Annotated in this window: 26 protein-coding genes; 11 read left to right on the top strand and 15 right to left on the bottom strand. The window is 54.0% G+C overall.

The window, feature by feature from the left end:
* Nucleotides 1–2: 2 nt before the first annotated feature.
* Complete coding sequence (locus M495_RS09865; RefSeq protein WP_020826497.1) at nt 3–758, bottom strand: SDR family NAD(P)-dependent oxidoreductase; 756 nt, start codon at nt 756–758, stop codon at nt 3–5.
* A 275-nt stretch (nt 759–1,033) separates the two neighbouring features.
* Nucleotides 1,034–1,459 (bottom strand): universal stress protein, encoded by a 426-nt coding sequence (locus tag M495_RS09860; protein ID WP_020826496.1) that lies wholly within the window; start codon nt 1,457–1,459, stop codon nt 1,034–1,036.
* Nucleotides 1,460–1,727: 268 nt separating this feature from the next.
* Here M495_RS09860 and M495_RS09855 point away from each other — a divergent pair, with 268 nt between their 5' ends.
* Nucleotides 1,728–2,408, top strand: coding sequence for a hydrolase (locus M495_RS09855; protein WP_020826495.1), 681 nt, complete (start codon nt 1,728–1,730; stop codon nt 2,406–2,408).
* 394 nt (nt 2,409–2,802) lie between these two features.
* Here M495_RS09855 and cspE read toward each other — a convergent pair whose 3' ends face one another.
* From cspE to M495_RS09815, 8 genes are all read right to left on the bottom strand, one after another.
* A complete protein-coding gene (gene cspE, locus M495_RS09850; RefSeq protein WP_020826494.1) occupies nt 2,803–3,015 on the bottom strand; it encodes a transcription antiterminator/RNA stability regulator CspE in 213 nt (70 codons plus the stop codon).
* A gap of 315 nt (nt 3,016–3,330) precedes the next feature.
* Nucleotides 3,331–3,975: a Qnr family pentapeptide repeat protein gene (locus M495_RS09845; protein ID WP_020826493.1), complete on the bottom strand. Its 645-nt coding sequence runs from the start codon at nt 3,973–3,975 to the stop codon at nt 3,331–3,333.
* 127 nt (nt 3,976–4,102) lie between these two features.
* Nucleotides 4,103–4,846, bottom strand: a complete 744-nt coding sequence (locus M495_RS09840; RefSeq protein WP_020826492.1) for a DUF3658 domain-containing protein — start codon at nt 4,844–4,846, stop codon at nt 4,103–4,105.
* 148 nt (nt 4,847–4,994) lie between these two features.
* Complete coding sequence (locus M495_RS09835) at nt 4,995–5,204, bottom strand: hypothetical protein (protein WP_020826491.1); 210 nt, start codon at nt 5,202–5,204, stop codon at nt 4,995–4,997.
* Between the two features lie 144 nt (nt 5,205–5,348).
* Entirely contained in the window at nt 5,349–6,521 is a 1,173-nt protein-coding gene (locus M495_RS09830; protein WP_020826490.1) for a Gfo/Idh/MocA family protein, read from the bottom strand.
* Nucleotides 6,522–6,535: 14 nt separating this feature from the next.
* Nucleotides 6,536–7,459, bottom strand: a complete 924-nt coding sequence (locus M495_RS09825) for a TIM barrel protein (protein ID WP_020826489.1) — start codon at nt 7,457–7,459, stop codon at nt 6,536–6,538.
* A gap of 208 nt (nt 7,460–7,667) precedes the next feature.
* Complete coding sequence (locus M495_RS09820) at nt 7,668–8,705, bottom strand: LacI family DNA-binding transcriptional regulator (protein WP_020826488.1); 1,038 nt, start codon at nt 8,703–8,705, stop codon at nt 7,668–7,670.
* Between the two features lie 127 nt (nt 8,706–8,832).
* Nucleotides 8,833–9,249 carry a DUF2000 domain-containing protein gene (locus M495_RS09815; RefSeq protein ID WP_020826487.1) on the bottom strand — a complete coding sequence of 139 codons (417 nt, stop codon included), beginning with the start codon at nt 9,247–9,249 and terminating at the stop codon, nt 8,833–8,835.
* Nucleotides 9,250–9,921: 672 nt separating this feature from the next.
* Here M495_RS09815 and M495_RS09800 point away from each other — a divergent pair.
* Nucleotides 9,922–11,127 carry an MFS transporter gene (locus M495_RS09800; RefSeq protein WP_020826484.1) on the top strand — a complete coding sequence of 402 codons (1,206 nt, stop codon included), beginning with the start codon at nt 9,922–9,924 and terminating at the stop codon, nt 11,125–11,127.
* 204 nt (nt 11,128–11,331) lie between these two features.
* Nucleotides 11,332–12,453 carry an AI-2E family transporter gene (locus M495_RS09795; protein WP_020826483.1) on the top strand — a complete coding sequence of 374 codons (1,122 nt, stop codon included), beginning with the start codon at nt 11,332–11,334 and terminating at the stop codon, nt 12,451–12,453.
* Nucleotides 12,454–12,536: 83 nt separating this feature from the next.
* Here the strand turns inward: M495_RS09795 and M495_RS09790 are convergent, their stop codons facing one another.
* Both M495_RS09790 and icd read right to left on the bottom strand, forming a co-directional pair.
* On the bottom strand, nt 12,537–12,935 hold the full coding sequence (locus M495_RS09790) for a hypothetical protein (protein WP_020826482.1): 399 nt from the start codon (nt 12,933–12,935) through the stop codon (nt 12,537–12,539).
* Between the two features lie 399 nt (nt 12,936–13,334).
* Nucleotides 13,335–14,588, bottom strand: coding sequence for an NADP-dependent isocitrate dehydrogenase (icd, locus tag M495_RS09785; protein ID WP_012006449.1), 1,254 nt, complete (start codon nt 14,586–14,588; stop codon nt 13,335–13,337).
* A gap of 132 nt (nt 14,589–14,720) precedes the next feature.
* Between icd and rluE the strand changes: the two genes are divergently transcribed.
* The 6 genes from rluE (at nt 14,721) to purB (ending at nt 19,381) form a co-directional block, all read left to right on the top strand.
* The gene (rluE, locus tag M495_RS09780; protein WP_020826481.1) at nt 14,721–15,347 is read left to right on the top strand and encodes a 23S rRNA pseudouridine(2457) synthase RluE; all 627 of its coding nucleotides are present in this window, start codon (nt 14,721–14,723) and stop codon (nt 15,345–15,347) included.
* A gap of 21 nt (nt 15,348–15,368) precedes the next feature.
* On the top strand, nt 15,369–15,704 hold the full coding sequence (locus M495_RS09775; protein WP_020826480.1) for a lysozyme inhibitor LprI family protein: 336 nt from the start codon (nt 15,369–15,371) through the stop codon (nt 15,702–15,704).
* A gap of 9 nt (nt 15,705–15,713) precedes the next feature.
* Nucleotides 15,714–16,160 carry an NUDIX hydrolase gene (locus M495_RS09770; RefSeq protein ID WP_020826479.1) on the top strand — a complete coding sequence of 149 codons (447 nt, stop codon included), beginning with the start codon at nt 15,714–15,716 and terminating at the stop codon, nt 16,158–16,160.
* A gap of 95 nt (nt 16,161–16,255) precedes the next feature.
* Nucleotides 16,256–17,359 carry a tRNA 2-thiouridine(34) synthase MnmA gene (gene mnmA, locus M495_RS09765; protein WP_041415331.1) on the top strand — a complete coding sequence of 368 codons (1,104 nt, stop codon included), beginning with the start codon at nt 16,256–16,258 and terminating at the stop codon, nt 17,357–17,359.
* 2 nt (nt 17,360–17,361) lie between these two features.
* Nucleotides 17,362–17,988, top strand: a complete 627-nt coding sequence (gene hflD, locus M495_RS09760; protein ID WP_020826477.1) for a high frequency lysogenization protein HflD — start codon at nt 17,362–17,364, stop codon at nt 17,986–17,988.
* Nucleotides 17,989–18,010: 22 nt separating this feature from the next.
* A complete protein-coding gene (purB, locus tag M495_RS09755; protein ID WP_020826476.1) occupies nt 18,011–19,381 on the top strand; it encodes an adenylosuccinate lyase in 1,371 nt (456 codons plus the stop codon).
* Nucleotides 19,382–19,426: 45 nt separating this feature from the next.
* Here the strand turns inward: purB and M495_RS09750 are convergent, their stop codons facing one another.
* The 3 genes from M495_RS09750 to pdxR form a co-directional block, all read right to left on the bottom strand.
* Nucleotides 19,427–20,134 carry a GNAT family N-acetyltransferase gene (locus tag M495_RS09750; RefSeq protein ID WP_020826475.1) on the bottom strand — a complete coding sequence of 236 codons (708 nt, stop codon included), beginning with the start codon at nt 20,132–20,134 and terminating at the stop codon, nt 19,427–19,429.
* A 21-nt stretch (nt 20,135–20,155) separates the two neighbouring features.
* Nucleotides 20,156–20,608: a GNAT family N-acetyltransferase gene (locus M495_RS09745; protein ID WP_020826474.1), complete on the bottom strand. Its 453-nt coding sequence runs from the start codon at nt 20,606–20,608 to the stop codon at nt 20,156–20,158.
* A gap of 190 nt (nt 20,609–20,798) precedes the next feature.
* Nucleotides 20,799–22,304, bottom strand: a complete 1,506-nt coding sequence (gene pdxR, locus M495_RS09740) for a MocR-like pyridoxine biosynthesis transcription factor PdxR (RefSeq protein ID WP_020826473.1) — start codon at nt 22,302–22,304, stop codon at nt 20,799–20,801.
* Between the two features lie 286 nt (nt 22,305–22,590).
* On the opposite strand from pdxR, the gene M495_RS09735 reads away from it, so the two are divergent.
* The gene (locus M495_RS09735) at nt 22,591–23,307 is read left to right on the top strand and encodes a gluconate 2-dehydrogenase subunit 3 family protein (RefSeq protein ID WP_020826472.1); all 717 of its coding nucleotides are present in this window, start codon (nt 22,591–22,593) and stop codon (nt 23,305–23,307) included.
* Entirely contained in the window at nt 23,308–25,086 is a 1,779-nt protein-coding gene (locus tag M495_RS09730) for a GMC family oxidoreductase (RefSeq protein WP_020826471.1), read from the top strand. It begins immediately after the preceding gene.
* Nucleotides 25,087–25,104 lie beyond the last annotated feature (18 nt).

Here is a 25,104-nt window from a genome sequence, read left to right as displayed (position 1 = left end):
GCTTAAACAATCTTCGGCTGGCCGTCAGAGGCGGTCGCCCCGCCGTCTACCGGGATGTTGGCACCATTGATAAAACTGGCGTCGTCACTGGCCAGAAATGCCATTACTGCCGCCACCTCTTCCGGCTCCGCCGCTCGGCCTAACGCAATACGCTCGTTAAACTTGTCGCGGATCTCCTGCGGCCAGCCGTTGGTCATATTGGTTTTCACCAGGCTCGGACATACCGAGTTGACCCGCACACCGTCACCGCCATGATCCAGCGCCATGGCACGCGTCAGGTTAACCACCGCCCCTTTCGCCGCGCAGTAGTACGCCGCGCCCCAGTCACCACCTAGCCCGGAAACCGACGCGGTGTTAACGATGCAGCCTTTGGTTTTCAGCAGATACGGCATGGCAAATTTGGAACAGAATACCACGCCATCGATATCCACCCCGGCAATGCGTCGCCAGTCGGCAACGCTGGTTTCCAATACGCTGCCGGCCACGTGCACGCCTGCGTTATTGAGCAGCACGTCGATGCGGCCTAATTTTTCGGCCACCTCATTCATCATTTTTTCAACCGCAACGTGGTCGGAAACGTCAATATGTACCGCCAGTGCCTTGCCTTTTGGCAGCGAAGCGGCAACTTTGTCCACCGCCTCTTTCGCCCAGTCAGCCAATACCACGGTAGCCCCTTCGGCAGAAAAACGACGCGCTGCCGCCTCTCCCATCCCATTGCCTGCACCGGTGATCACTACCACTTTATTGTCAAAACGCATGAGACCTCCTCCATGTGAATGTATTTCTATAAATCATACAAATCCTAATGGTTCGAGGATAAAACTCATGGACGACGAGTGACAGTCAAAATGTGCGGTTTATTAATCACAAAGAGGTATTCAGTGCGAATTCAATGCGCTAGGTCAGGCATTATCGGAATTAAGCCAAGCATTTGATAGGGTTAATAAAATTCATATCAGTGACTATTGCCAACGCGCATTATCACCTATCAATAAGTCCCGTACCGTCGCGTTAGTGCAGTTGGCGAGGTTCATTACTTCGCAATGGGGATCACCAACAGGTCAACGTTAAGGTTATTGATCGCCTGCCGGGCCGAAGATATCCATCTGCTCCAGATATCGTGATGATGGCCAAAGATAATCAGATCAATGCCTTTCTCTTTCGCCGCCCGGTTCAATTCTTCCGTCAGTTCGCCGCGGCTGATAATCACCTCTTCAACCGGGTAAGACGACTGATCCTTGATCGCATTCAGCATGTTTTTGACACGCTCCGAAAAAGTTCGGTCGGTGTAGTTGTATTCACCCACGCCCAGCTCAGCGTAATAGCCGCCACGGTGGATATCGATATAAATCAGCGATAGCCTGGCATTCAGTGCGCTTGCTAACTTGGCGCCTTTGCCGAGCAAAAATTCAGCGTCTTCGCTGAGATCGGTTGCCACAACGATATGATGATAAGCCATGATTACAGCCCTCCGCATTGCGCTGGTGAACAAAGTGGCGCTCCCTGCCAGGGCCTTTCCGCATGTTTGTTATGCTGTTTAAGTTTAGTTCAGCGCTTAAATAATCGCCTGCCCCTGGCCTTATTGTTCTTTTTATAGAACGATGCATCCTGAGTTAGCCCTCTAGTGGAATTTTCCTCTGGCCCTACACTGTTAACAAGCACTGAGATTAACCCTTGGTTAAACAAAGTTAATTGTTGTCTACGTCCCGATCACAGAGGAAAGAAAGATGAGCTCTCCAGCAAACTTTAATGGCCAGCGTCCTGTTATTGATGCCAATGACGCGGTGATGTTGTTGATTGACCACCAGAGCGGCCTGTTCCAAACCGTCGGCGATATGCCGATGACTGAACTGCGCGCTCGCGCTGGCGCACTGGCCAGTATCGCTACGCTAAGCAAATTGCCGGTCATTACCACGGCTTCCGTTCCACAGGGTCCTAACGGCCCCTTGATCCCCGAAATCCACCAAAATGCACCGCATGCGCAATATGTGGCGCGCAAAGGCGAAATCAACGCCTGGGATAATCCAGATTTTGTTGCAGCCGTAAAAGCAACCGGGCGTAAAACCCTGATTATCGCCGGAACCATCACCAGCGTTTGCATGGCCTTCCCGTCGATCAGCGCCGTGGCAGAGGGTTATAAGGTCTTTGCCGTTATCGACGCCTCCGGCACCTACTCTAAAATGGCGCAGGAGATTACTATGGCGCGAGTGGTGCAGGCCGGAGTGGTACCGATCGATACCGCCGGCGTGGCCTCTGAACTGCAGGGCAGTTGGAACCGCGAGGATGCACAGCAATGGGCTGAGGTTTACACCAAAATCTTCCCGGCATATCAGTTGCTGATTGAAAGCTATGTTAAAGCTCAGGACGTGGTGAAGAATAACGAAGTGCTGGATTCCCAGCGCGGCTAACGGTCACGCCAGGCTGGCCTGCTTCATTCTGGTCCAGCCTGTTTACCGGAGCAGCAGGCATAAAAAACCCCGGCTTTCGGCCAGGGTCATCAATGTTTGTCGGTTACTTTCCCGACCGTCATGTTATGGCGTAAGCGTCCATCGAACACTCCAACCTTACGCAGCCTAAGCACAACTTTTTCACAACAGAAAAATAGACTGGATCGGACTTATAACTTTATGGGCCAATCTTCTTTTCTGTTGCCAATAACTTCAGTTATTGAAAATGGTGAAGCTAATTATTTTAGATAAACTCCGGGTAATCCCGGAGTTTATTCAGGCAATTATTTTATTTCTCATCTGCTCCGGCTTAAACCATCATCGCTATCGCAAGAAATAAAGCACTACCTTGAAATTATAAAACGACTACGTTGCCTGCAGACGGGCCTTTCATACCGTTTTCGACAGTGAACTCAACGCGCTGACCTTCATCAAGCGTTTTGAAATCATTGCTTTGGATAGCGGAGAAGTGTACGAACACGTCTTTGCTGCCATCTTCCGGAGAGATAAAACCAAAACCTTTACCTGCATCAAACCATTTTACCAAACCAGTCATTTTATTAGACATAGATATTTCCTTTATATTTTTGAGACGCCATATGGCGATAGAGGTCTGTTTTTATTGGAAACTTATTGGGCACTAGAGAAGGAAATTCGCGGGAGAAGAGCTATCTATGGGATATCACTAATACTGAGAACTGCTTTACTAAAACTGCTTTCATAAGGTCTGTACTACAAACCGATGACGCTATTTACACATAGCTAGATTATTTAAGCAAGGAATATTTAACATTATATTTATACGCCCTGCTTATTATTTCCCAGATTCTGCAGCCCCACCCCCGCCCAGCAAGGCCTGATTGCCCTTTGCGGGATCGTCGCCTTAGCCGATAATGGCAATGCCCAGGCGTTCCATTAGCTGGAACACCTGGTAACTGTCCAACTTCACGCCCTGCAGATCGGTTCCGCGCAGATCCAACTCACCCAGTTCAGAGTTGGTCAGATCACAATGGGTAAAGTTGGCAGCACGCCAGTCGAAGGAGGAAAACTCGCCGCCGGACAGATCTGAGCCGCTAAAGGTCGCACCGAGGATTTGCGCGCTGTTCCAGCGATTTTCCCACAGCTCACACTTTTCCAGCACCACTTTGGAAAAGTTGGCGTAACTCAGGTTGCTTTTGGTGATGTAGGCACTGCAAAACCAGGTGCGCGAGGTAATCATGTTCATAAAGCTGGCACCGCGGAAGTCTGCGCCCTGAGCCCGGCACTCACGAATTTCGATGCCTAAAGCGTTGGCATTTCTAAAATCTGCCATCGACAGATCGCAATTCTTGAAGCTGGCGTCCTTGAGCACGGCGCGGCTGAAGTTACCGCCCTGCTGGCTCTCGCGGTCGTAAAACTGGCAGTCGATAAATTCGGTGCCGGTCAGGTCGGCGCCCGAGAAATCGCAGTTAATAAAGCTGCCATTTTCGACTTTCTCACCGGTAAACCGGTTACGAGCAATCTTTTCACCCTTCAGAGCCAGCACCATTCCATTCACCTGTTTATTTGTACAGTCAATGGCGCAGTATAATCCTATTTACATGACAGATTAAACCGCTTTAACGGGGTTTATCTGCCTCTGAGCACAAAAAAATAACCCGTGGGATAGGTGAGTTTTAAGCCTGTTTGACCTGGATCCGGTTCATATTCAAGCTGGCGTTCTGCGCCTGCACCACTCCTTGTTCAATCAGGGCATACAATCGGAAATTCAAAAAGGTATCCCCCACCGGATACGGTGAATTTACCATCGCATCACCGACCACCCGTGAGCCCTGGGTATAGTCATTCGGGCAAGCATCTAACAACGGACGGTCATGGAAATCGAGCGCCTGCCCCTGCACGCGGTTTTCCGCAAAAATCCGTACCAGTGAGTTTTCCGCCAACAGGCGATGCCAATCGGCAATCAGCCTGGCTTTCTCTTCCTCAGAAAGCTCGCGCCGCAAGATCCACAGTGGTTCCAGCATTTCTGCCGGGCACCAGTTGGTGGCAACCCGCCCGGTGTGTTCGGTTACGTTAACCACGAAAACGCGACGTTCCCCCAGCAACGGCAACAGTGCGCGCAGCATCAGTTGCTCGTCGGGATTGGCACCAGCCCACAACGTCACCTGCCCGGTTACAGCAGCGAGTTGCATTTTTAACGTGGTCATCGCCAGCGGCAAAGCTTCAGAGGTATCCCACTCGGGAGCATGAACAGATTGGTGCAGATCGCGCAACCAGCGGCATCGGGCTTGCAGGGCCTGATCATCATCCAGCCCATACAGCGGCCCAAACGATAGGCTATCGGCAAAATCCAGTACGTTTTCTCCCGGGTAGGCCAACCGCACGCAGCCACCCGACAGTGCGATATGCACATCCTTCATCAATGCTTCTCCTTCGCTATTGCTTAAGTCAATCCTGAGCTGAATTTTGCCCCCTTTCCCCCTGCATCACCAGGCAAATAATCTGATTTTTTGCGTTTAAGCGACATAAAAAAACCGCCCTTGGGCGGTTGATGATAAGCATGAAGATTTACTTCAGCGCTTCCTGAATGGCATCGGCCAACGGGCCAACGTGCTTTTCAGCGGCCTTAAGCTGGAAGTCTACGCCGTTGCCGTCATTGGTGTCAGACAGCGTCGCCTTGATCAACTCCAGTGCCGCTTGCACTGCCACCAGCCTTTTATGCTGTTCGTCCGTGATAGGTTTGGAACTCATGGTGGCCGGGTAATATTGCTCTAACATCGTTCTCTCCTTGTGATTACGCTAATAAGTAACTTAACAGAATTTAAAGTTTTATCTAATGAAGCGAACCACAGAACCCCCCATTACCGCTGAGGATAAGTTGCCGGTACATCGATATGGCAGAAAATACATCAGTCGAAATGATTAGCGGAACGCCACCCAACTGGCATCGGCATCGGCGGAGCGCACGCAGTTTTCCACCCAGCGTACCCCCATCGCGCCGGCATGCACGTCGGGGTACCAAAAACCAGCCAGAAACGCCTCGTCTCGCCGGTCGGTGGCGTCCATCGCCAACGCAAAGCGCCGGTAAAGATTCGACCAGGCCTCGAACAGCCCTTCGGAATGACCGCCGCCGATGCGATCCTCCGCCAATGCCATAGGATCGAGGTAGGACATACCACGCTCCAGAATACGCACCGGCTCGCCCTGCACTTCAAAGCGCAGTTGGTTAGGCTGTTCGTCCCACCATTCCAGGCTGGCCTTTTCCCCCACAATACGCACCTTTTGGCCATGCATAGAACCGCTGTTAACTGCCGAACACCACATTGAACCGACAGCGCCATTATCGTACTCCATCAGTACATAGGCATTGTCTTCCAGCGGCGCACGAGTTTTGACAAAGCTCTGGCGGCTGCACATCAACCGTTTGATCTTCAACTGCGGCACCATGGTTTCCGCCAGGAATAACGGATGGGTGGCCAAATCACCCAATACATAGCTGGGGCCGACAAAACGCGGGTCCACCCGCCAACGCGTGCTGGGATTGTCCAGTTCCACCGGCGCGGCATGGAACCCGTGAGAGAACTGCATGTTGATGATACGGATCTCACCCAGTTGGCCATCGGCAATCATCTGACGCGCCTGAAGGATCAGTTGATGCCCGGCATAGCCGTAGGTAACACCGATAATTTTATGCTGCCTTTGGCTCAGTTCCACCAGTGCTTGCGCCTCCTGCGCCGTGAAACACAGGGGTTTTTCGCACACCACGTGCAGGCCGGCTTCCAGCGCCGCCTGGCAAATAGCGAAATGGGTATTGTTTGGCGTAGCGATGGAAACCGCCTCTATGCCGTCCGCCCTGGCGGCTTCTTCACGGAATAACGTGGCGTAATCCGGATAACAGCGCTCCGCTGCCACGCCCAGGCTTTGCCCAAAGCTGCGCCCGCGCGATGCGTCAATGTCAAACGCGCCGGCCAGTAAGGTGAAAGTGCCGTCGCGCAATGCCGCAGAACGATGGATATAACCGATCTGACTGGTACCCCCGCCGCCCACCATGCCCCACCGCAGAGATCTTTCCAGAGGTTTAATACCGTTAATCATCTCGTTGCTCCTGATTAAAAACCGACGCTGCGTAAATAAGTAAGGCTATCCGTTACGTCGCGCAGGCTGCCTTGCGCCTGACGCGGATCCCGTTCCTGCTCAATGGTGATCCACCCCTGATAGCCGCGCGCAGCCAATAAGTCGCGCACGGCAGGGTAATCAATCGCTCCCTTCCCCAGCGGGCACATAACCCCTTGCGCGCAGGCGGTAAAGAAATCCAAACCACGCTCCAACACATTGCGGAACACCTGCGGGTTAACGTCTTTGAAATGCAGATAATCAATCCGGGAGAAGTAGCGCTCGAGCCAGGTGAGCGGATCCATGCCGGAGTAGTACAGATGTCCGGTATCCAGACACAACCCCGCAGTGTGGTGCGGGATCTGCGCGGCCAGCAGTTCGATTTCATCAGCGAACTCAATACAACCTCCGGCGTGCGGGTGTACCACCGGTCGTACCCCATATTCCTGCCAGGCAATCTCGCTAACGGCAATAATATGGCCGATCATCCTGTTCCAATCGGCTGTATCCAGTCGCGGTGCCTGCATTGATTGCCCGGCAAACCTGGCCCGTTGCGGATTGCCGAAGTCGATAATCACCAGATACGGCGGTGAAAAATGGCCCTCGCAAATGGGTTGCGCCTGGGGCGCCTGCGAGAGGTTGCGGCATATGTTGTGGGTCAGTGCCAGTATGTGCTCGAAGTTATGCTCGCTGACCAAATCATCAAAAATGGTGCCCCCCACCAGCGACAACGAATAGCGTTGCAACTCTGCGGTCAGAGTTGCGGCATCAGTGGGCAGATAGCTCCAGGGCCCCAGTTCAATGCTGTGATAACCTGCTGCGCTCGCTTCCTGCAGCACTTTGCTATAAGGCGGTAGGTCAGGATTTTTAGGATCATCCACTCCCCAGCTGCAGGGAGCGTTGGCAATAGGCAAAGTCATTTTTCAGTCCGTCTCTTGGTGTTGTGTAGCGCCAGTATCAAACGAAAATTTCGAAACCAACAATGATGGAATTTTCATTTTTTGATGGCGATCGCGTTATTTTTGATAGATAAAATGATGTTTTTCTATCAAATATAGACAGGCCGTGACTTCACGGGAGTGCGGTATTTTTAGCGAGGGAATTGGCTCCCGGGGCGGGAGCCGGTAATCAGATATTTTCTTTGGTGATCAGATCAAAACGGTTGATGCAGTGGGTAAACCCGGAAGCGTCGCCGCTGGCGGCAGAAATAAAGGTGTTGACGATCGAGGCGGCGAATTCCTGGATCCTGTGCCTCAACATCAGATCCAAAGTGCCGTCAATCAACGCCATCTCGCCCCCCTCAACCGGGCCATGGCAAATCAGCATGACCTCATGCTGCCTGCCGCTCTCGCGCAATGCGGCAATGATTCCCTCCACGCCGCCGCAGGGTGCATACAGAGCGACCAGGTTCGGATGCTGCTCCAGCAGAGTACGAGTTACTTGCCTGGCACTTTCGGCCTGTTCATGACTGCGGACCGGCTCAAGCACCCGCTGCGTACTTAAATGCTCACGCAGATAAGAACGGAAGCTGCTTTCACAGGTTTCCTGACACTGAAAGCGGTTGTCACCGATGATCACCCCCACTTCGCCGTGCCGCCGGCACAGACGCTCCACTGCCCAGGCGGCCGTACGGCCGGCCTGTTGATTGTCCAACCCGATATAACCGGCGCGGCAGTGTACCGACAGATCGGACAGCAGCGTGAACACCTTCACGCCCTGGCGAGTGGCTTCTTCAACCGCATAGCGGATCATCGGATTATCCAGCGCCAACACCCCGATAACATCCACGCTCTGGCTTAACTGCGTAATGGCGGCGGCGGTGTCGCTGACCGCGCTAATATCATGAAAAATAAACTGCGGCGGACTCTCGCGATCGTGATAAGGCATAGCCTGCTCCAGCAAGCTTTCCGCCAGCTGCGAGTAGAATGAATGCTCCTTTTTCAGCAGGATAAAACCCATTTTGAGGCGCACGGCAGGCTGTCTGGCGGCTTCAAACAGCCGGTGGGATTTCTCCAGCGCAAACCCCAGCTTTTGTGCCGCGGCTATGACTTTACGCTCGGTTTCCGGCCGCACCGGCGCGCGTTGGTTGATCACTCGATCGACCGTCGCGACACCGACGTGCGCCTCTCTGGCGATAGCTGCCAGCGTCGTTTTTTTGCCCGCCATAATCATTCCCATCACTGTTTTGATAGAAACTATCATGGCAGGCAGGTTAAAAGAAAGCCGATGCGGGATTTGTGTGATCGGGCGCGTTAATCACCCAGCGCGGAGGGAAGCCTCAACGGTAGAAGCCTCAACGGTAAACGGAGAATTTCTTCGTCAGCGGCTTAAGTTGTTCGCTATCCCCGTACAGCGCCACCCCAACGAACTCCAGCTTGTCATACTCGGTATTGGCGGTATCGGCAATTTGCTGTTCAGCGGAGTGTGACAGCATGGTGGTGGTAAAGAAGTTGGCTAACACCCCTTCCTCCTTGCATTTGAGCATCAGATTGCTGAGCTGGCTGCTGTTTTTCGCCTGCAGGATCACGATCGGATAATGACTCATATTGGCGCTTACGCCTTCGATAGCGCTGGGATAATGGTCGAATTCACGCTGTTCGATCAGATCGGTAATGCCGGCGGTTAAATGGCAGGAAGCGTTAAATAAGGTGGCCGGTTCGTGGTTGCGGTTCAGAATGATATAGAACTTTTTCTCGTTGTCGCTGTACATCTTTTTCTCCTTGAATAGGGGCTCCAGTGTTATTCAGACGCGCAATCGCCTTCAATGATATTGATCATTGGCAAGCTACTTCCCGAGCGGCCAAGTCGTAGCCAGGCAGATTGCAGACATTGTTGCGAATGAATATCATATGCATCTTAGCAACAGGAGGTTGCCATGAAAATATATTGGTCGCGACGCCAAATCCCAGAGCTGCAGACACTACCCCGCAGGATACGAAATCGTAATTACCGCGATGCCTATTTTAGAACTTTTCGCCATTGGGAGGGCTGGGCTGGTTTGATGATCTACATCGCGTTGATTTGGCTATTTATTCACCTATCCCATTTTATTTACCCACATAGCGAGGGCGAAATGGGGCGTTTGCTGCAGATCCTGGTCACGGTCACGATCCCCGTCTTTATATGGAGCCAGATATCAATCCATCTGATGCGGAAATACTATCGGCATCTTCTTATACGCAGTACCTAAGCCAAGGCCATTCCCCGGCTTAAAGACGTGCCCCGATAAACAGCGGCTCTGCGATGGTGTACCAACGTTTCCAGTGCGATTGCGCAATTAAGCTCGAAATATGCGGTTGCGCCAAAAAACAGAGCAATAATTGAACTGCCGCTAGTCGCGCCCAGGCGCATAGTCTGGTCTTTGTCGTCGCTGGAGACCGCCATGTCCGCCATCAAACCTGAAACGCTGAACACAACCCTCGATACCCCGACCACTCACTGGCCGGCTATCGCCAATGTGGTGCTCGCCGGTATTGCCGTTGCCCTGCACGTGGGTAAAGCGACTATTGCCTTACCGGAGCTGCAACGCGAATTCGGCCGTTCGCTGGAGTCGCTGAGCTGGATCATTTCGGCCTTTCCTTTTATCGGCGTGTTCGGTGGCATCGCCGCCGGCCTGCTGGTGCGCCGCTGGGGCGACCGGCGTTTGTTGGGGCTGGGATTGGTGATCGTCAGCGCCGCCAGCTTCGTTGGCGCGGCTCAACACAACTTCATCGGTTTGATCGTCACCCGCGCGATTGAAGGGATAGGTTTCGTTATCGTCGTGGTCTCAGCGCCAACCGTGCTCACACGCGTGGTTTCAGCGCAAAAACGTAATCTGGTCTTCAGTATTTGGAGCACCTTTATGCCGGCGGGCATGGCCATTTCGCTGTTTTTCGGCCCGCATTTTAGCAACTGGCAACAAAGCTGGATCGCCGGCGGTATCCTCACCCTGCTGGCCGCGCTACTGCTGCCATTCACCACTCCGCGAGCCGCTGTCACCACGTCTTCCACTGTTGCCTTTAAACTGCGTCAGGCGTTGGTCAGCATCCTGCGCGCACGGCAGCCCCTGCTGCTGGCCTTGATATTTACTACCTATAACCTGCAGTTCTTCGCCGTGATGGCCTTTCTGCCGATTTTCCTGATGCAGCGCATCGGGCTGACGCTGGCTACCGCCGGTGGGATCAGCGCGGCGGTGATAGCCGTAAATATCCTCGGCAATCTTGCAGCTGGGGTACTGCTTTCACGCGGTCTGCGGGCTCGAACTCTGCTCGCTGTTGTCAGCCTGCTGATGGGGCTTGCCGGTACCGGCGTTTTCCTGTCCGTTACACCAAACGCTTTACTGATCCCGCTGTGCTTAGTATTTAGCGCCATTGGCGGCATGATGCCCGCCACCATTCTGGCCGCCACTCCGGCGGCGGCGCCAGAGCCGGGTTTGATCCCGTTGAGCCTGGGGCTGGTGATGCAAGGCATTTATCTCGGTCAGGTGATCGGCCCCATCGTACTGAGTGCGCTTGTTGCCTATGCCGGTTGGTCTGCGCCCGCGGGTATGGTGCTGGCCGCCGCGCTGTTGGGCAGTATCCTGGCACTGGCGCTCGCATCGAAAACCTGAGCCTAGGCAATGCATGCCCTGCCACCGTTTCATCAGCTTCATGTCCTCATAACATGAGGCACTATTAGTAAATTCTATTAACTGTTCACCGATAAAATCCGCTACCTGTTAACCGTTTGTGATGATAGGGTTTATTCTTCAAGAAGTGTCAATGCCGGTGAATACCGAGATCCACCGGCAAAATCTATCATCTGAGGGACGGGTATGATGTCTAAAGGTATTTCAAAGGGATTCTTTCTTCTGATCCTTTTTATCGTTACCGCTGCTTTTATGGACGTCTTGGGTCCCTACTACTCATCTGTGCTGTGGGCTATCATCCTGGCGGTGATTTTCCACCCTGTGAAACAAAAACTTAAACAGTATCTGGGCGACCGAAACGGCCTGGTTTCATTGATAACGCTCGCGGTGATCTGTTTGATCGTCTTTACGCCTTTGGCGATCATCGCTTCCTCATTGGCGATTGAACTGAACGTCGTTTACACCAAGCTGCAGACCAATAACACGCAGTTCCCGGTTATTGTTGCCGACACCCTGAAATTGCTCCCCGGATGGGCACGGCATTTTCTGGCGGAACATAATCTGGACAGCGCCGCGGAAATACAGAAACAGCTTTCCGAAGTGGCACTCAAGGGCGGCCAATACCTGGCCGGCAGCGTCTTTTTGATTGGTAAAGGCACCTTCAACTTCGCCGTGGGTTTTGGCGTCATGCTGTATCTGCTGTTCTTCCTGCTCAAAGACGGCCCTTATCTGGTCAATCTGACGCTCGAAGCCCTGCCGTTATCCCAGCACGTTAAACACCATTTGTTTGTGAAATTCGCTGCCGTGTCGCGCGCGACGGTGAAAGGCACGGTGGTCGTGGCCGTGGTGCAAGGTGCGCTTGGCGGTCTGGCATTTTACTTCACCGGGATCGACGGCAGTCTGCTGTGGGGCGCGTTGATGGCATTCCTGTCCATCATCCCTGCGGTGGGTTCCGCCATTATCTGGGTACCGGCAGCCATCTATTTCTTCGCCACCGGCATGCTGTGGAAGGGCCTGTTCCTGGTCGGTTTCTTCGTGGTGATCATCGGGTTGGTCGACAATATTCTTCGCCCGCTGTTGGTCGGCAAAGACACCAAAATGCCGGACTACCTGATCCTGATTTCCACCTTGGGTGGCATGGAGATTTACGGTATTAACGGCTTCGTTATCGGCCCATTGATCGCCGCCCTGTTCATCGCCTGCTGGAATATTCTTTCCGGCCGCGACAGTGCAGAAACCACCGATGAGATCGACGAAGATTTTATCGAGGAAGGCAAGAATCACCCTGACGCCACCAAGGCGGAGTGAATAATAAAAATTCATTTTTTGATAGGGCATTACGACTTAATGTAAAAAATACCCCGCATACTGCGGGGTATTTTACGATGGCATCATACCGGTGTAATCAGCCGTGTATAATTTGCCTGAACCGTTGGCCCCCATACACCATCACGTTGCCGCACAGAACCACCAACGATATTCTGGAACCCGACACACTCACCATGAACGCAGATGGTTGCACTGAGCAAGGTTCGTTCATTTAACCCATGAGACTGCATATAAATATCGGTTGGTAATGGCTTGCCCGCTGCATCGATGGGAATTTCCAACATGCTCACGCTATAGTTACCAAACGATTCCCCCTCGTTGAATTTATATAGTTCAACATAATTTTTCCAAACTTCCACGCCATCAACTTTATAATGACTTTGTAATTCGCTCAGAGATGCTCCCGCATCATCTTCCATTGCAATAGTATCGAATCCAAACTCAACTTTTTGATTGTCCATTATTAATCTCTCTCTGACTTCCTATTTTAATTATCAGGCTACAAACCCGAACCATTGCCGGTACCGACACAGTCAGTTTATGTAATCTATAGAACATAACGTACTGAATGCCGTTGTTTGGCCTATCAGTAAACATTGGCTTATCTTTGAATGCCCGGATTCTCTTGACGCAGGCCAGGCCCGAGAAATACAGGCTCACAACCAAAACATCTAAATGAGGCTGGTAATATGGCTAAATTTTTTACGAAAACACTCGCGATAATATATAGGCAGGGCTGGATTGGGTCGTTATTGCCATGTAAATAGGAGAGTTTTGTGGGGGGATGATAAGGATTGCAGTTTGCATAATAAAAAACGGGAACCATCAGGCTCCCGTTATCATTTAACGCTTAAACACTCTTACATGTGCTTAACGATAGCGTCGCCAAACTCTGAACATTTCAGCAGCTTAGCGCCTTCCATCAGGCGTTCGAAGTCATAGGTCACGGTCTTGGCAGCGATTGCGCCTTCCATGCCCTTAACAATCAGGTCAGCCGCTTCGAACCAGCCCATGTGACGCAGCATCATTTCTGCAGACAGGATGATGGAACCTGGGTTCACTTTATCCTGGCCGGCATACTTAGGTGCAGTACCGTGGGTGGCTTCGAACAGCGCGCAATCGGAACCGATGTTGGCGCCAGGTGCGATACCGATACCGCCAACCTGCGCGGCCAGGGCGTCGGAGATGTAGTCACCGTTAAGGTTCATACAGGCGATCACGTCGTATTCAGCCGGACGCAGCAGGATTTGCTGCAGGAAGGCATCGGCGATCACGTCTTTTACCACGATCTCTTTACCGGTGTTCGGGTTCTTGATTTTCAGCCATGGGCCGCCGTCGATCAGTTCGCCACCGAACTCTTCGCGCGCCAGTTCGTAGCCCCAATCCTTGAAGGCACCTTCGGTGAACTTCATGATGTTGCCTTTGTGAACCAGGGTCACAGAGTCGCGGTCGTTGGTGATCGCGTATTCGATCGCCGCACGTACCAGACGTTTAGTCCCTTCTTCAGAACATGGCTTCACGCCGATACCACATTGCTCTGGGAAGCGGATTTTTTTCACGCCCATTTCGTCGCGCAGGAACTTGATCACTTTGTCTGCTTCTGCAGAACCGGCTTTCCACTCGATACCTGCGTAGATGTCTTCGGCGTTTTCGCGGAAGATCACCATGTCGGTCAGCTCTGGCTGTTTAACCGGGCTTGGAGTGCCCTGGTAGTAACGCACCGGACGCAGACACACGTACAGGTCCAGTTGCTGGCGCAGGGCCACGTTCAGGGAGCGAATACCGCCACCGACTGGGGTAGTCAGCGGGCCTTTGATGGCAACGCGGTAGTCACGGATCAGATCCAGGGTTTCTTCCGGCAGCCACACGTCTTTCCCGTAAACGTGAGTGGATTTTTCGCCGGTGTAGATTTCCATCCAGGAGATTTTACGTTCGCCGTGGTAGGCCTTTTTCACTGCTGCATCAACCACGTGAATCATAGCAGGGGTAACGTCAACGCCAATGCCGTCGCCTTCGATAAACGGAATGATCGGGTTATTCGGAACAACCAGTTTACCCTGGGCATCGACCGTAATCTTTTTACCTTCTGCCGGAACAACTACTTTGCTTTCCATCAACCTCTCCTTCAAGCGCAATTTTTGTTAATGCTTTGTAAGATGCGTGTAGATACTACTGGAATTTTCAGTCCGCGCCAATCCGAAACGGATTCGGTTATAATGCGCCTATCATCCGTAATCTCAACTGTTATGAAAAAATTCTCTGTTAAAAATCACAAAGTTAAACGATTCAGCAAGCCTGACCCCGCCAAACCCGCAGTCGCACAGGGGCCGCGTCGCGTGGTGTTATTCAATAAGCCGTTCGATGTGCTGCCGCAATTTACCGATGAAGCCGGCCGCACCACCCTGAAAGAATTCATTCCATTTCCCGATGTTTACGCCGCCGGACGTTTGGATCGTGACAGCGAAGGTTTATTGGTGCTAACCAATGACGGCAAGCTGCAGGCGCAACTCACCCAGCCGGGCAAACGTACCGGAAAAGTCTATTACGTGCAGGTCGAAGGCGCCCCGCAGGAGAGCGATCTGGCCCCCTTGCGCAATGGCGTCACGCTCAAAGACGGCCCGACGTTACCGGCAGGCATTGAGTTGGTCGCAGAACCGCAATGGCTGTGGCCGCGCAATCCGCCCATTCGCGAACGCAAATCAATCCCCACCGCCTGGCTGAAAGTCACCCTTTATGAAGGCCGAAACCGCCAGGTGCGTCGCATGACTGCACACATCGGCTTTCCTACCCTGCGGCTGATTCGCTACAGTATGGGTAATCTTTCATTGGGCGAATTGCAGCCCGGTGAATGGAAAACCCTGGACTCACTGTAACCAGCCCGAGGAGCAGCAACGATGAAAACATTAACCGCGCTACTGTTCACCGCCCTGCTTTCGGTTCCTGCCGTTCAGGCCGCCAGTTTTGACTGCGCCAAAGCCGTCAGTGCCGACGAAAAGGCCATCTGCGCCAGCCGTACGCTGAGTGACAAAGACGTGGAAATGGCGACCAAGTACCAGTTTTTACATGGTCTGTTCGCCATGGGAGTGCGCGGTGAGATGCAAGATCAGCAACAGCGCTGGCTGGCACAGCGGAAACTGTGCGGGAGCGACGTCAGTTGTCTTTCAGGCAGCTATCAGGCCCGTATTACCGAACTGGATGACATCTATCAGCATATCAATAAGCCGCTGTAAGGGACCTTTATGTTTAAACCGCACGTCACCGTTGCCTGCGTGGTTCACGCCGCCGGCAAGTTTTTGATCGTCGAAGAGACGATTAATAACAAGGCGCTTTGGAATCAGCCGGCAGGGCACCTTGAAGCCGACGAAACGCTGGTGCAGGCCGCCGAGCGCGAGCTGTGGGAAGAAACCGGCATTCGCGCCACGCCACAGTCATTCCTCAAGCTGCACCAGTGGATCGCACCGGACAATACGCCGTTTCTGCGCTTCTGCTTTGTCATCGAGCTCGAACAGCAGTTGCCGACCGAACCGCACGACAGCGATATCGACCGCTGTCTGTGGCTGAGCGCCGACGAGATTTTGCAGGCCCGTAACCTGCGATCCGCACTGGTCGCGGAAAGCCTTCGTTGTTACCAACAGCCGGAACGTTACCCGCTATCGCTGGTCAGCAGCTATAACTGGCCGTTCTGAGATGAATAAGTGCCGTGCGCCGGCGCAGGCAACGTGGTAAAATCCTGCGCTTGTTTTTTATCAGCACGGTTCGTGTTCAAGTTCGTGAGATCCCCATGTCAGACAACAGCCAGAAAAAAGTAATCGTCGGTATGTCCGGCGGCGTCGACTCTTCCGTTACTGCCTATCTGTTACAGCAACAGGGCTATCAGGTCGCTGGGCTGTTTATGAAGAACTGGGAAGAAGACGATGATGAAGAGTACTGCTCCGCAGCGACCGATTTGGCCGATGCACAGGCGGTATGCGACAAACTCGGCATCGAACTGCACACGGTGAACTTCGCGGCAGAGTACTGGGACAACGTCTTTGAACTGTTCCTGGAAGAGTACAAGGCCGGCCGCACGCCGAACCCGGACATCCTGTGCAATAAAGAAATCAAATTCAAAGCCTTCCTGGAATTTGCCGCCGAAGATCTGGGGGCCGATTTTATCGCCACCGGCCACTACGTGCGCCGCCAGGACGTTGACGGCAAAAGCCGCCTGCTGCGCGGTGTCGACGGCAATAAAGACCAAAGCTATTTCCTCTACACCCTGAGCCACGAGCAGGTTGCGCAAAGCCTGTTCCCGGTCGGTGAGCTGGAAAAACCGGAGGTGCGCCGCATCGCCGAACAGCTGGATCTGGTCACCGCCAAGAAAAAAGACTCCACTGGCATCTGCTTTATCGGCGAACGCAAGTTCCGCGACTTCCTTGGCCGCTACCTGCCTGCACAGCCGGGCCCGATTGTCAGCGTTGACGGCCAGACCGTCGGTGAACATCAGGGCCTGATGTACCACACCCTGGGCCAGCGTAAAGGGCTCGGCATTGGTGGTATGAAGGACAGCAGTGAAGATCCGTGGTACGTGGTGGACAAAGACGTCGCCAACAACGTGCTGGTGGTTGCCCAGGGGCATGAGCATCCGCGCCTGATGTCCGTCGGTCTGGTAGCGCAGCAGCTGCATTGGGTCGATCGCCTGCCGCTGAGCGGCCCCTTCCGCTGTACGGTAAAAACCCGTTATCGCCAGCAGGACATTCCGTGCACCGTTACCCCGCTTGACGAAGAGCGTATTGAAGTGCGTTTCGACGAGCCGGTCGCTGCAGTGACACCAGGCCAGTCTGCCGTGTTCTATCAGGATGAAATCTGCCTCGGTGGCGGCATTATCGAACAGCGTTTACAGGAGTAATCGTGGCGAAGAATTATTATGACATTACGCTGGCCATGGCTGGAATCAGCCAGGCGGCGCTTATGGTTCAGCAGTTGGCGCACGAAGGCCAATGCGATCGTGAAGCTTTCCATACTTCGCTGAACAGCCTGCTGCAGATGGACCCCTCTTCCACGCTGGCGGTGTTCGGCGGGGAAGAGCGCAATTTGAAAGTCGGCCTCGAGACGCTGATGAGCGTGCTCAACGCCAACAATAAAGGGTTGGGTGCCGAACTGACCCGCTACACCATCAGCCTGATGGTGCTGGAGCGCAAGCTCAACGCCAATAAGCAGGCGATGAACCAGCTTGGCGAACGTCTCGGCCAGCTTGAGCGCCAACTGGCGCATTTTGATCTGGAGTCAGACACCATTATCAGCGCGCTGGCCGGCATTTATGTCGACGTGGTCAGCCCGCTCGGGCCGCGCATCCAGGTGACCGGCTCGCCGGCCATTCTGCAGAATCCGCAGGTGCAGGCCAAGGTTCGTGCCACGCTACTGGCCGGCATCCGTGCCGCCGTACTGTGGCAACAGGTTGGCGGCAGCCGCCTGCAGTTAATGTTTTCCCGTAATCGTCTGTTTAAACAGGCGCAAAATATCGTTGCTCATTGTTAATCGATCCCAGGAGTTGCTACCGATGGAATTATCCTCACTGACCGCCGTCTCACCCGTTGATGGACGCTACGGTGATAAAGTCAGCGCACTGCGCGCCATTTTCAGCGAATACGGTCTGCTGAAATTCCGCGTGCAGGTTGAAGTACGTTGGCTGCAAAAACTGGCCACCTGTGCAGAAATCAAAGAAGTTCCGGCTTTTGACGCCGACGCAAACGCTTTCCTCGACAAGATCGTCGCGGAATTCAGCGAAGAAGACGCACAGCGTATCAAGACCATCGAACGCACCACCAACCACGACGTCAAAGCGGTTGAGTATTTCCTGAAAGAAAAAGTGGACGCGATCCCTGCGCTGCAGGCGGTGTCCGAGTTTATCCACTTTGCCTGTACCTCAGAAGACATCAACAACCTGTCACATGCGCTGATGCTGCAAACTGCGCGTCAGGACGTGGTGCTGCCGTACTGGCGCAAAATCATCGATTCAATCAAGGGCCTGGCGCTGGAATACCGCGATATTCCGCTGCTGTCGCGTACCCACGGTCAGCCGGCAACCCCGTCAACCGTCGGTAAAGAATTCGCCAACGTGGCCTACCGTATGGAACGTCAGTTCCGTCAGCTGGAGCGCGTGGAGATCATGGGTAAAATCAACGGTGCGGTCGGCAACTATAACGCCCACATCGTGGCTTACCCGGAAGTGGACTGGCATGCGTTCAGCGAAGACTTCGTGACTTCACTGGGCATTACCTGGAACCCGTACACCACTCAAATCGAACCGCACGACTACATTGCCGAACTGTTTGACTGCGTGGCGCGTTTCAACACCATTCTGATCGACTTCGACCGTGATATCTGGGGTTATATCGCCCTGAATCACTTTAAGCAGAAGACCATCGCCGGTGAGATCGGCTCTTCCACCATGCCGCACAAGGTCAACCCGATCGACTTCGAGAACTCCGAAGGCAACCTGGGCCTGTCTAACGCGGTGCTGGGCCACCTGGCCAGCAAACTGCCGGTATCTCGCTGGCAGCGCGATCTGACCGACTCCACCGTACTGCGTAACCTGGGCGTGGGTCTGGGCTATGCGTTGATCGCCTATCAGGCGACAATGAAAGGCATCAGCAAGCTGGAAGTCAATCAGGCACATCTGCTGGACGAGCTGGATCACAACTGGGAAGTATTGGCCGAGCCGATCCAGACCGTGATGCGTCGTTACGGCATCGAAAAGCCGTATGAAAAGCTGAAAGAGCTGACCCGCGGCAAACGCGTGGATGCCGCCGGTATGCAGGCATTTATCGATGGTCTGGCGCTGCCGGAAGAAGAAAAAACCCGCCTGAAAGCCATGACCCCGGCAAACTATATTGGCCGCGCGGCGACCATGGTCGATGAGCTGAAGTAAGCGTTTTGTTCCGATAGCAAAGAGGCGGCCTTTTGGCCGCCTCTTTTATTTCTGTGGCATAAAATCCTGCAGGCGTTTTATCTGCTGCCCTTGCGCATTGAAATTATCGGGACTCAACCACTGCTCGAATCCCGCCTTGATTGCCGGCCAACGGTCAGCGGTTATGGCAAACCAGTCGGTATCCCGAGTGCGGCCCTTGGTGACCACCGCATAGCGGAAAGTGCCCTCATGCAGAAAACCAAATCTCGCCGCCGCCTGTTTGGAGGGCGCGTTGTGACTGTCGCACTTCCATTCGCAACGGCGATAGCCCAAATCCTCAAACAGGTGCCGCAGCATCAAATAAATTGCCTCGGTGGCGCTTGAGCGCTGTTTCATCGCCGGTGACCAGCTGACATGTCCAATCTCAGCCACGCCATTACCTTCGTCGATGCGCATATAAGCTACCGTCCCGACCGGTGCCTGGCTGGCACCGTCGAACACCGTCAGATTCACCAGCGTAGCGTTCGCTTGCAAGGTGGTCAGGTGTTGCAACATCGCCGCAGGACTCTCCGGTCGTTCTATCGATAAATAAGTCCAGTCCCGGCCATCTGCCGCCTGCTGGAAAGCGCTGAACAACGCCGCATAATCCCGCTGCGGATCGAGTTGCTTCAGACAGCAAAAACGTCCGTTAAGCGTCTCGCCCGCAGGGCGCTTCGCCGCCCGCCAATCGGATAATGGCTCGCCCACCGGCTGCCCAAACTGATTGATCACCATACACTTCCTCGCGGCCTGTCGTTAACGGGTATAGACGATAAACGAACTTCTCTTGCCTATCTTGTCGTACAGCGACCGCGCCGGGGCGTTATATTCCTGCGTCATCCAATAAACTCTGTCGCTGCCCTTCTCATCCGCCAACTGATAGGCCTGTTCGAAGAGTTTTTCGGACACTTTCTTGCCGCGTCCCGCCGGTGAAACGTAAAGATCTTCAATATAACAATAGCCGGCCGAGCTCCAGGTTGAAGGATGGAAAATGAGATGCATGAACCCCAGCAGGTTGCCGTTTCTATCTTCCGCCACCAGGCCATAGACCTGCTGATCTTCGCATAAACGCTCGAAGGTATGATCGGTAACCTGCGCCGAGACGTCCGCACGGTAAAAATGGAGGTACCCCTGCCACAGTTCCAACCACTGCGGCTTATCGGCGTTTTGTATTTTACGTACTGCTGCTTCATGAGTTATTGGGAGCATGGTGCCTCTCTGGTATTAAGTAAGTGATCCCGCAACCTTTAAGCCACCCTAAGGGTGATGGTGATCAAAGCGTCATCGGGGCTTTTCTGAGAAAAAATAACGTAATACCAGTAGGATACCTGCGCCATTGCGAACTGAATACAGACCAATTAATAACAGTGAACAGACCAATTTTGATGTGCAACCGCAGTCAGATCTCAGCCGGCAGCTCGCTGAAAATAGCAGCTAACTTTTTGATGAATCTTACAATCTCGTCTGGGGAATAAGCGGCAAAACCCAATACCAGCGCCCCCTCCGTGGGCTGCCCGGTATAAAAATCTATCAGGCCATAGACCTTTATCCCCTGCGCGGCGGCGGCCTGAATCAGGCGCCGCTCAGTTGCCGCGTCCGCCAACGGACAAACCAATTGCAACCCGCCCTGCGGCAAACGTGGCTGAGTCCAGGCGCCAAGATGCTGATGAACCGCTGCATGCAAAATCTCCAGCCTGGCCTGATAGGTTTTGCGCATGTTCCTCAAATGTTCGGTATGGAAATCTTCATGGATAAATTTGAACAACGTCATTTGCGGCAATGCGGAAGTATAACCATCCTGGAATTGCTTGGCGGCGACCATGGGTTTAATCAGCTGAGGCGGAACGATAATAAAACCGATGCGCAACCCCGGGAATAACGTCTTGCTAAAGGTGCCGATATACAAGGTTCGCTGATACTGATCCAGCCCCTGCAGCGATGCCCTGGTCAGGCCGTCGTAATTGAACTCGGAATCGTAATCGTCTTCAATAATCCAGGCTTTTTCACGTTGCGCCCAGGCCAACAGCTTTAACCTCCGGTCGATGCTGAGCGAATGCCCCAACGGATAATGATGTGAGGGCGTGATGTAAACGCCCCGCCCGCCCCCTTCTGCCCGTATCAATGCATCGATATCCAAACCGGATTGATCTACCCCAATCGGTTGGGCGAGTATCCCTGCCGACTGAACCAATTTTTTGGCCCCCTGGTAGCCCGGCTCTTCCACGAACACCCGGTCGCCAGGATTAAACAACACCTGCGTACACAGCGATAGCGCCTGCTGTGAACTGGTTACCACGATCACCTGCTCCGCGCTGGCCTTAACGCCCCTTTCGCGCCGCAAATAGTCAATGATCTCCTCCCGCAGTTCCACCAGCCCCTGAGGATCGGCATACCCCAGCAGGCGCTCGGCTCCCTGTCGCACCGCCTGCCTTTCCAGCTGCAACCAGCTATCGATGGGAAACAGCCGCAAATCGGGCACGGAAGGGGTCAGCGAGTCGCTTCGACTGGTGTGCGGAGTGTGGGCTGCCAGCAGCAAGGAGCGGCCATGCACACTCAGTTCCGACTCCGCCAGTTGAGCGCTTTCGGCAGAGTTGTCAGTCAGCAGCTCGCGGCCAATCAGGGTATTTTGCTGGTAGCTGACAAAACTGCCGCGCCCCACCGCGCGGGCAATATAGCCTTCGGCCTCCAGTTGGGCATAAGTCAGTTCAACCGTATCGCGCGAAACCACCAGCCGGGCAGCCAGTACGCGGCTGGGCGGCAGTTTTGCCAGATAGTCCAGCTCCCCCGCCGTCACCAGTTGCTTGATGGTCAGATGCAGCGCGGCTTTGCGCGTCATGCCTTGGCGTAGATGCCGACTAAAGGTGGCCTGGATGATATCCGGCCGGCTGTCACTACTGTGCTTCATGCTGCTCCGGGTCGAAGGTCTGCCGAAGACAAACCTGCGGTATGTATGTTGATAAGTTGATCTACATCAACTTAGTTGTGAACAAAATGTTTTGAAACAGATCATCGATTGTTTCATTCAGTTCGCCAGTCCTACACTAAAACAACCATACCAGTAGCTTGCTATTTATATGGTTGTTTACTATCCGTTTACCCATCCCCGCCTGTTTACCGCTGCTGGAGAGCCGCGGCGTAGGCCGCTATTGCCTGCGCAGGCATTAATTGTGAAGCATGTTCAAGGTGGAATTATGTCACAACAGCACGACGCTACGCCGCCCAGGCGTAACTTTCTAAAAAAGACACTGGCGTTAATCCCGCTCGCCGCCGCAGGCAGCAGCATTATGGCACTGGAAGCCAAGGCGGCACCCGCCCCCGGCGTATCGAGCCACTATGTCCCGGTCTATTTCAACGGTGACGAATGGCGTTTTCTGCTGGCCGCCTGCGACCGGCTGATCCCGACGGACGCTAACGGCCCCGGCGCGGTGGATCAGGGCGTACCGGTATTTATCGACCGACAAATGGAAACGCCTTACGGCCACGGCGGACTGTGGTACATGCATCCGCCCTTCGTTCCCTCTCCGCCGGAACTGGGCTATCAGTCCAAGCTGACGCCGCGCGAGACTTACCGTATCGGTATCCGTGAAGTGAATGCGCACTGCCGTCGGCAGTTTCAAAAGGTGTTTGCCGAACTGGGCCACGCTGAGCAGGAACAGCTGCTGACGGCGCTGGAACATGGCCAATTGGACTCGGAAGCCCTGTCCGGTAAGGCGTTTTTCGACCAGTTGCTGACCAATACCAAAGAAGGCTATCTGGCCGATCCGCTGCATGGCGGTAACCAGACGTTAGCGTCCTGGAAACTGATTGGTTTCCCCGGCGCGCGCGCGGATTACACCGATTGGGTCAATCGCCCCAATCAGCCTTACCCCCTCGGCCCGGTCAGTATTTCAAGCAAAAGGAATGCCTAAATGAGCACAATTAAAAAACCACCGGTAGACGTGGTTATCGTCGGGTTTGGCTGGACCGGCGCCATAATGGGGATGGAATTGACCGAAAGCGGCCTGAGCGTACTGGCGCTGGAACGCGGTGAGCAGCGTGAAACCTACCCGGATTTTGCCTATCCGCGCATTGCCGACGAACTGACCTACGGCATTCGCCTGAAACTGGCACAGGAAATGGCGCATGAGACGGTCACGGTGCGCCACACCCCGGCAGATTTTGCCGTGCCCTACCGCCAGCTCGGGTCTTTTCTGCCCGGTAACGGCGTCGGCGGTGCAGGCGTGCACTGGAACGGCATGCACTGGCGTGCCTTGCCATCCGACTTAAAGCTGCACACCACCCTCAATGAAAAGTACGGGGCCAAATGGATCCCGGAGGGCATGACGCTACAGGATTATCCGCTGAGTTATCAGGAACTGGAGCCTTACTTCGACAAGTTCGAAAAAGTGTGCGGCACTTCCGGCCGAGCCGGCAATCTGCAGGGAAATATCATCAAGGGAGGCAATCCGTTTGAAGGGCCACGAGCCAGCGAATACCCGACGCCGGCGCTGAAACAGCTCTATTCCGGCTCGCTGTTCGGCAAGGCCGCGGAATCGCTGGGCTATCACCCGTTCGCCATCCCCGCCGCCAACTGCTCCGAACCCTATACCAATCCTTACGGCGTGCAGCTGGGTCCCTGTAATTTTTGCGGCTACTGCGAGCGCTTCGGCTGCTTTATGTACTCCAAGGCTTCGCCGCAAACCACCATTTTGCCGGTACTGACCCAGCGCAAAAACTTTGAGCTGCGCACCCAGTCGCAGGTGATCAAAGTGAATCTGGACAGCACCGGCAAGAAAGCCACCGGCGTCACCTACATCAACGCGCAAGGGCAAGAGGTGGAACAACCGGCCGATCTGGTGATCCTCAGTGCTTTCCAACTGCATAACGTTCGCCTGCTGCTGTTGTCCGGCATTGGCAAACCTTACGATCCGGTGACCGGTGAAGGCGTGGTCGGCAAGAACTACGCCTATCAGATGAACAGCGGTATATCGCTGTTTTACGACCAGAATACCCACTTCAATCCGTTTATCGGCGCAGGCGCGGCCGGCACAGTGATCGACGATCTGAACGGCGAGAACTTCGATCATGCCGATTTGGGTTTTATCGGCGGTGCCTACATCTCTGCCACCCGCACCGGTGGCCGACCTATCCAGCAAATGATGCTGCCGCCGGGTACGCCTGCCTGGGGCGGCGGCTGGAAACAGGGCATCAAGGATAACTACCCGCACTCAATGAGCATCGGCTCCGAAGGCTCGGTGATGCCGTACCGCGACTGCTATCTGGATCTCGACCCAACCTATAAGGACGGCTACGGCCTGCCGCTGTTACGCATGACGTTTGACTGGAAAGACAATGAAATCAAAATGACACAGCACATCACCAGCAAAATGGTGAATATCGCCAATGCCATGAAGCCCAAACAGATAGCGGTTTCGGTGAAAAAAACCGGCGATCATTACGATGTGCGCCCCTACCAGTCGACTCACACCACCGGCGGAGCCATTACCGGTGACAACCCTGCCACCAGCGTGGTGAATAAATACCTGCAGTGTTGGGATGTACCTAATGTGTTCGTCACCGGCGCCTGCGCCTTTCCGCAGAATCTGGCCTACAACCCCACCGGCATCGTCGGGGCGCTGGCCTATTATTCGGCCGAGGCGATCCGCACGCAGTATTTAAAAAACCCCGGTCCGCTGGTTCAGGCCTGAAAGCATAAGGAGCTTCAT

Origin of the sequence: Serratia liquefaciens ATCC 27592 (genome assembly GCF_000422085.1) — a bacterium.
GTDB lineage: Bacteria > Pseudomonadota > Gammaproteobacteria > Enterobacterales > Enterobacteriaceae > Serratia > Serratia liquefaciens.
The sequence above is the reverse complement of the archived record's forward strand: the minus strand, read 5'-3'. Positions and strand labels throughout refer to the sequence as shown.

Bases quoted from the DNA above. Each gene is read 5' to 3' on its own strand.
- M495_RS09865 (WP_020826497.1), bottom strand. From the start codon at position 758: ATGCGTTTTGACAATAAAGTGGTAGTGATCACCGGTGCAGGCAATGGG.
- M495_RS09860 (WP_020826496.1), bottom strand. From the start codon at position 1,459: ATGGCTTATCATCATATCGTTGTGGCAACCGATCTCAGCGAAGACGCT.
- M495_RS09855 (WP_020826495.1), top strand. From the start codon at position 1,728: ATGAGCTCTCCAGCAAACTTTAATGGCCAGCGTCCTGTTATTGATGCC.
- cspE (WP_020826494.1), bottom strand. From the start codon at position 3,015: ATGTCTAATAAAATGACTGGTTTGGTAAAATGGTTTGATGCAGGTAAA.
- M495_RS09845 (WP_020826493.1), bottom strand. From the start codon at position 3,975: ATGGTGCTGGCTCTGAAGGGTGAAAAGATTGCTCGTAACCGGTTTACC.
- M495_RS09840 (WP_020826492.1), bottom strand. From the start codon at position 4,846: ATGAAGGATGTGCATATCGCACTGTCGGGTGGCTGCGTGCGGTTGGCC.
- M495_RS09835 (WP_020826491.1), bottom strand. From the start codon at position 5,204: ATGTTAGAGCAATATTACCCGGCCACCATGAGTTCCAAACCTATCACG.
- M495_RS09830 (WP_020826490.1), bottom strand. From the start codon at position 6,521: ATGATTAACGGTATTAAACCTCTGGAAAGATCTCTGCGGTGGGGCATG.
- M495_RS09825 (WP_020826489.1), bottom strand. From the start codon at position 7,459: ATGACTTTGCCTATTGCCAACGCTCCCTGCAGCTGGGGAGTGGATGAT.
- M495_RS09820 (WP_020826488.1), bottom strand. From the start codon at position 8,705: ATGGCGGGCAAAAAAACGACGCTGGCAGCTATCGCCAGAGAGGCGCAC.
- M495_RS09815 (WP_020826487.1), bottom strand. From the start codon at position 9,249: ATGTACAGCGACAACGAGAAAAAGTTCTATATCATTCTGAACCGCAAC.
- M495_RS09800 (WP_020826484.1), top strand. From the start codon at position 9,922: ATGTCCGCCATCAAACCTGAAACGCTGAACACAACCCTCGATACCCCG.
- M495_RS09795 (WP_020826483.1), top strand. From the start codon at position 11,332: ATGATGTCTAAAGGTATTTCAAAGGGATTCTTTCTTCTGATCCTTTTT.
- M495_RS09790 (WP_020826482.1), bottom strand. From the start codon at position 12,935: ATGGACAATCAAAAAGTTGAGTTTGGATTCGATACTATTGCAATGGAA.
- icd (WP_012006449.1), bottom strand. From the start codon at position 14,588: ATGGAAAGCAAAGTAGTTGTTCCGGCAGAAGGTAAAAAGATTACGGTC.
- rluE (WP_020826481.1), top strand. From the start codon at position 14,721: ATGAAAAAATTCTCTGTTAAAAATCACAAAGTTAAACGATTCAGCAAG.
- M495_RS09775 (WP_020826480.1), top strand. From the start codon at position 15,369: ATGAAAACATTAACCGCGCTACTGTTCACCGCCCTGCTTTCGGTTCCT.
- M495_RS09770 (WP_020826479.1), top strand. From the start codon at position 15,714: ATGTTTAAACCGCACGTCACCGTTGCCTGCGTGGTTCACGCCGCCGGC.
- mnmA (WP_041415331.1), top strand. From the start codon at position 16,256: ATGTCAGACAACAGCCAGAAAAAAGTAATCGTCGGTATGTCCGGCGGC.
- purB (WP_020826476.1), top strand. From the start codon at position 18,011: ATGGAATTATCCTCACTGACCGCCGTCTCACCCGTTGATGGACGCTAC.
- M495_RS09750 (WP_020826475.1), bottom strand. From the start codon at position 20,134: ATGGTGATCAATCAGTTTGGGCAGCCGGTGGGCGAGCCATTATCCGAT.
- M495_RS09745 (WP_020826474.1), bottom strand. From the start codon at position 20,608: ATGCTCCCAATAACTCATGAAGCAGCAGTACGTAAAATACAAAACGCC.
- pdxR (WP_020826473.1), bottom strand. From the start codon at position 22,304: ATGAAGCACAGTAGTGACAGCCGGCCGGATATCATCCAGGCCACCTTT.
- M495_RS09735 (WP_020826472.1), top strand. From the start codon at position 22,591: ATGTCACAACAGCACGACGCTACGCCGCCCAGGCGTAACTTTCTAAAA.
- M495_RS09730 (WP_020826471.1), top strand. From the start codon at position 23,308: ATGAGCACAATTAAAAAACCACCGGTAGACGTGGTTATCGTCGGGTTT.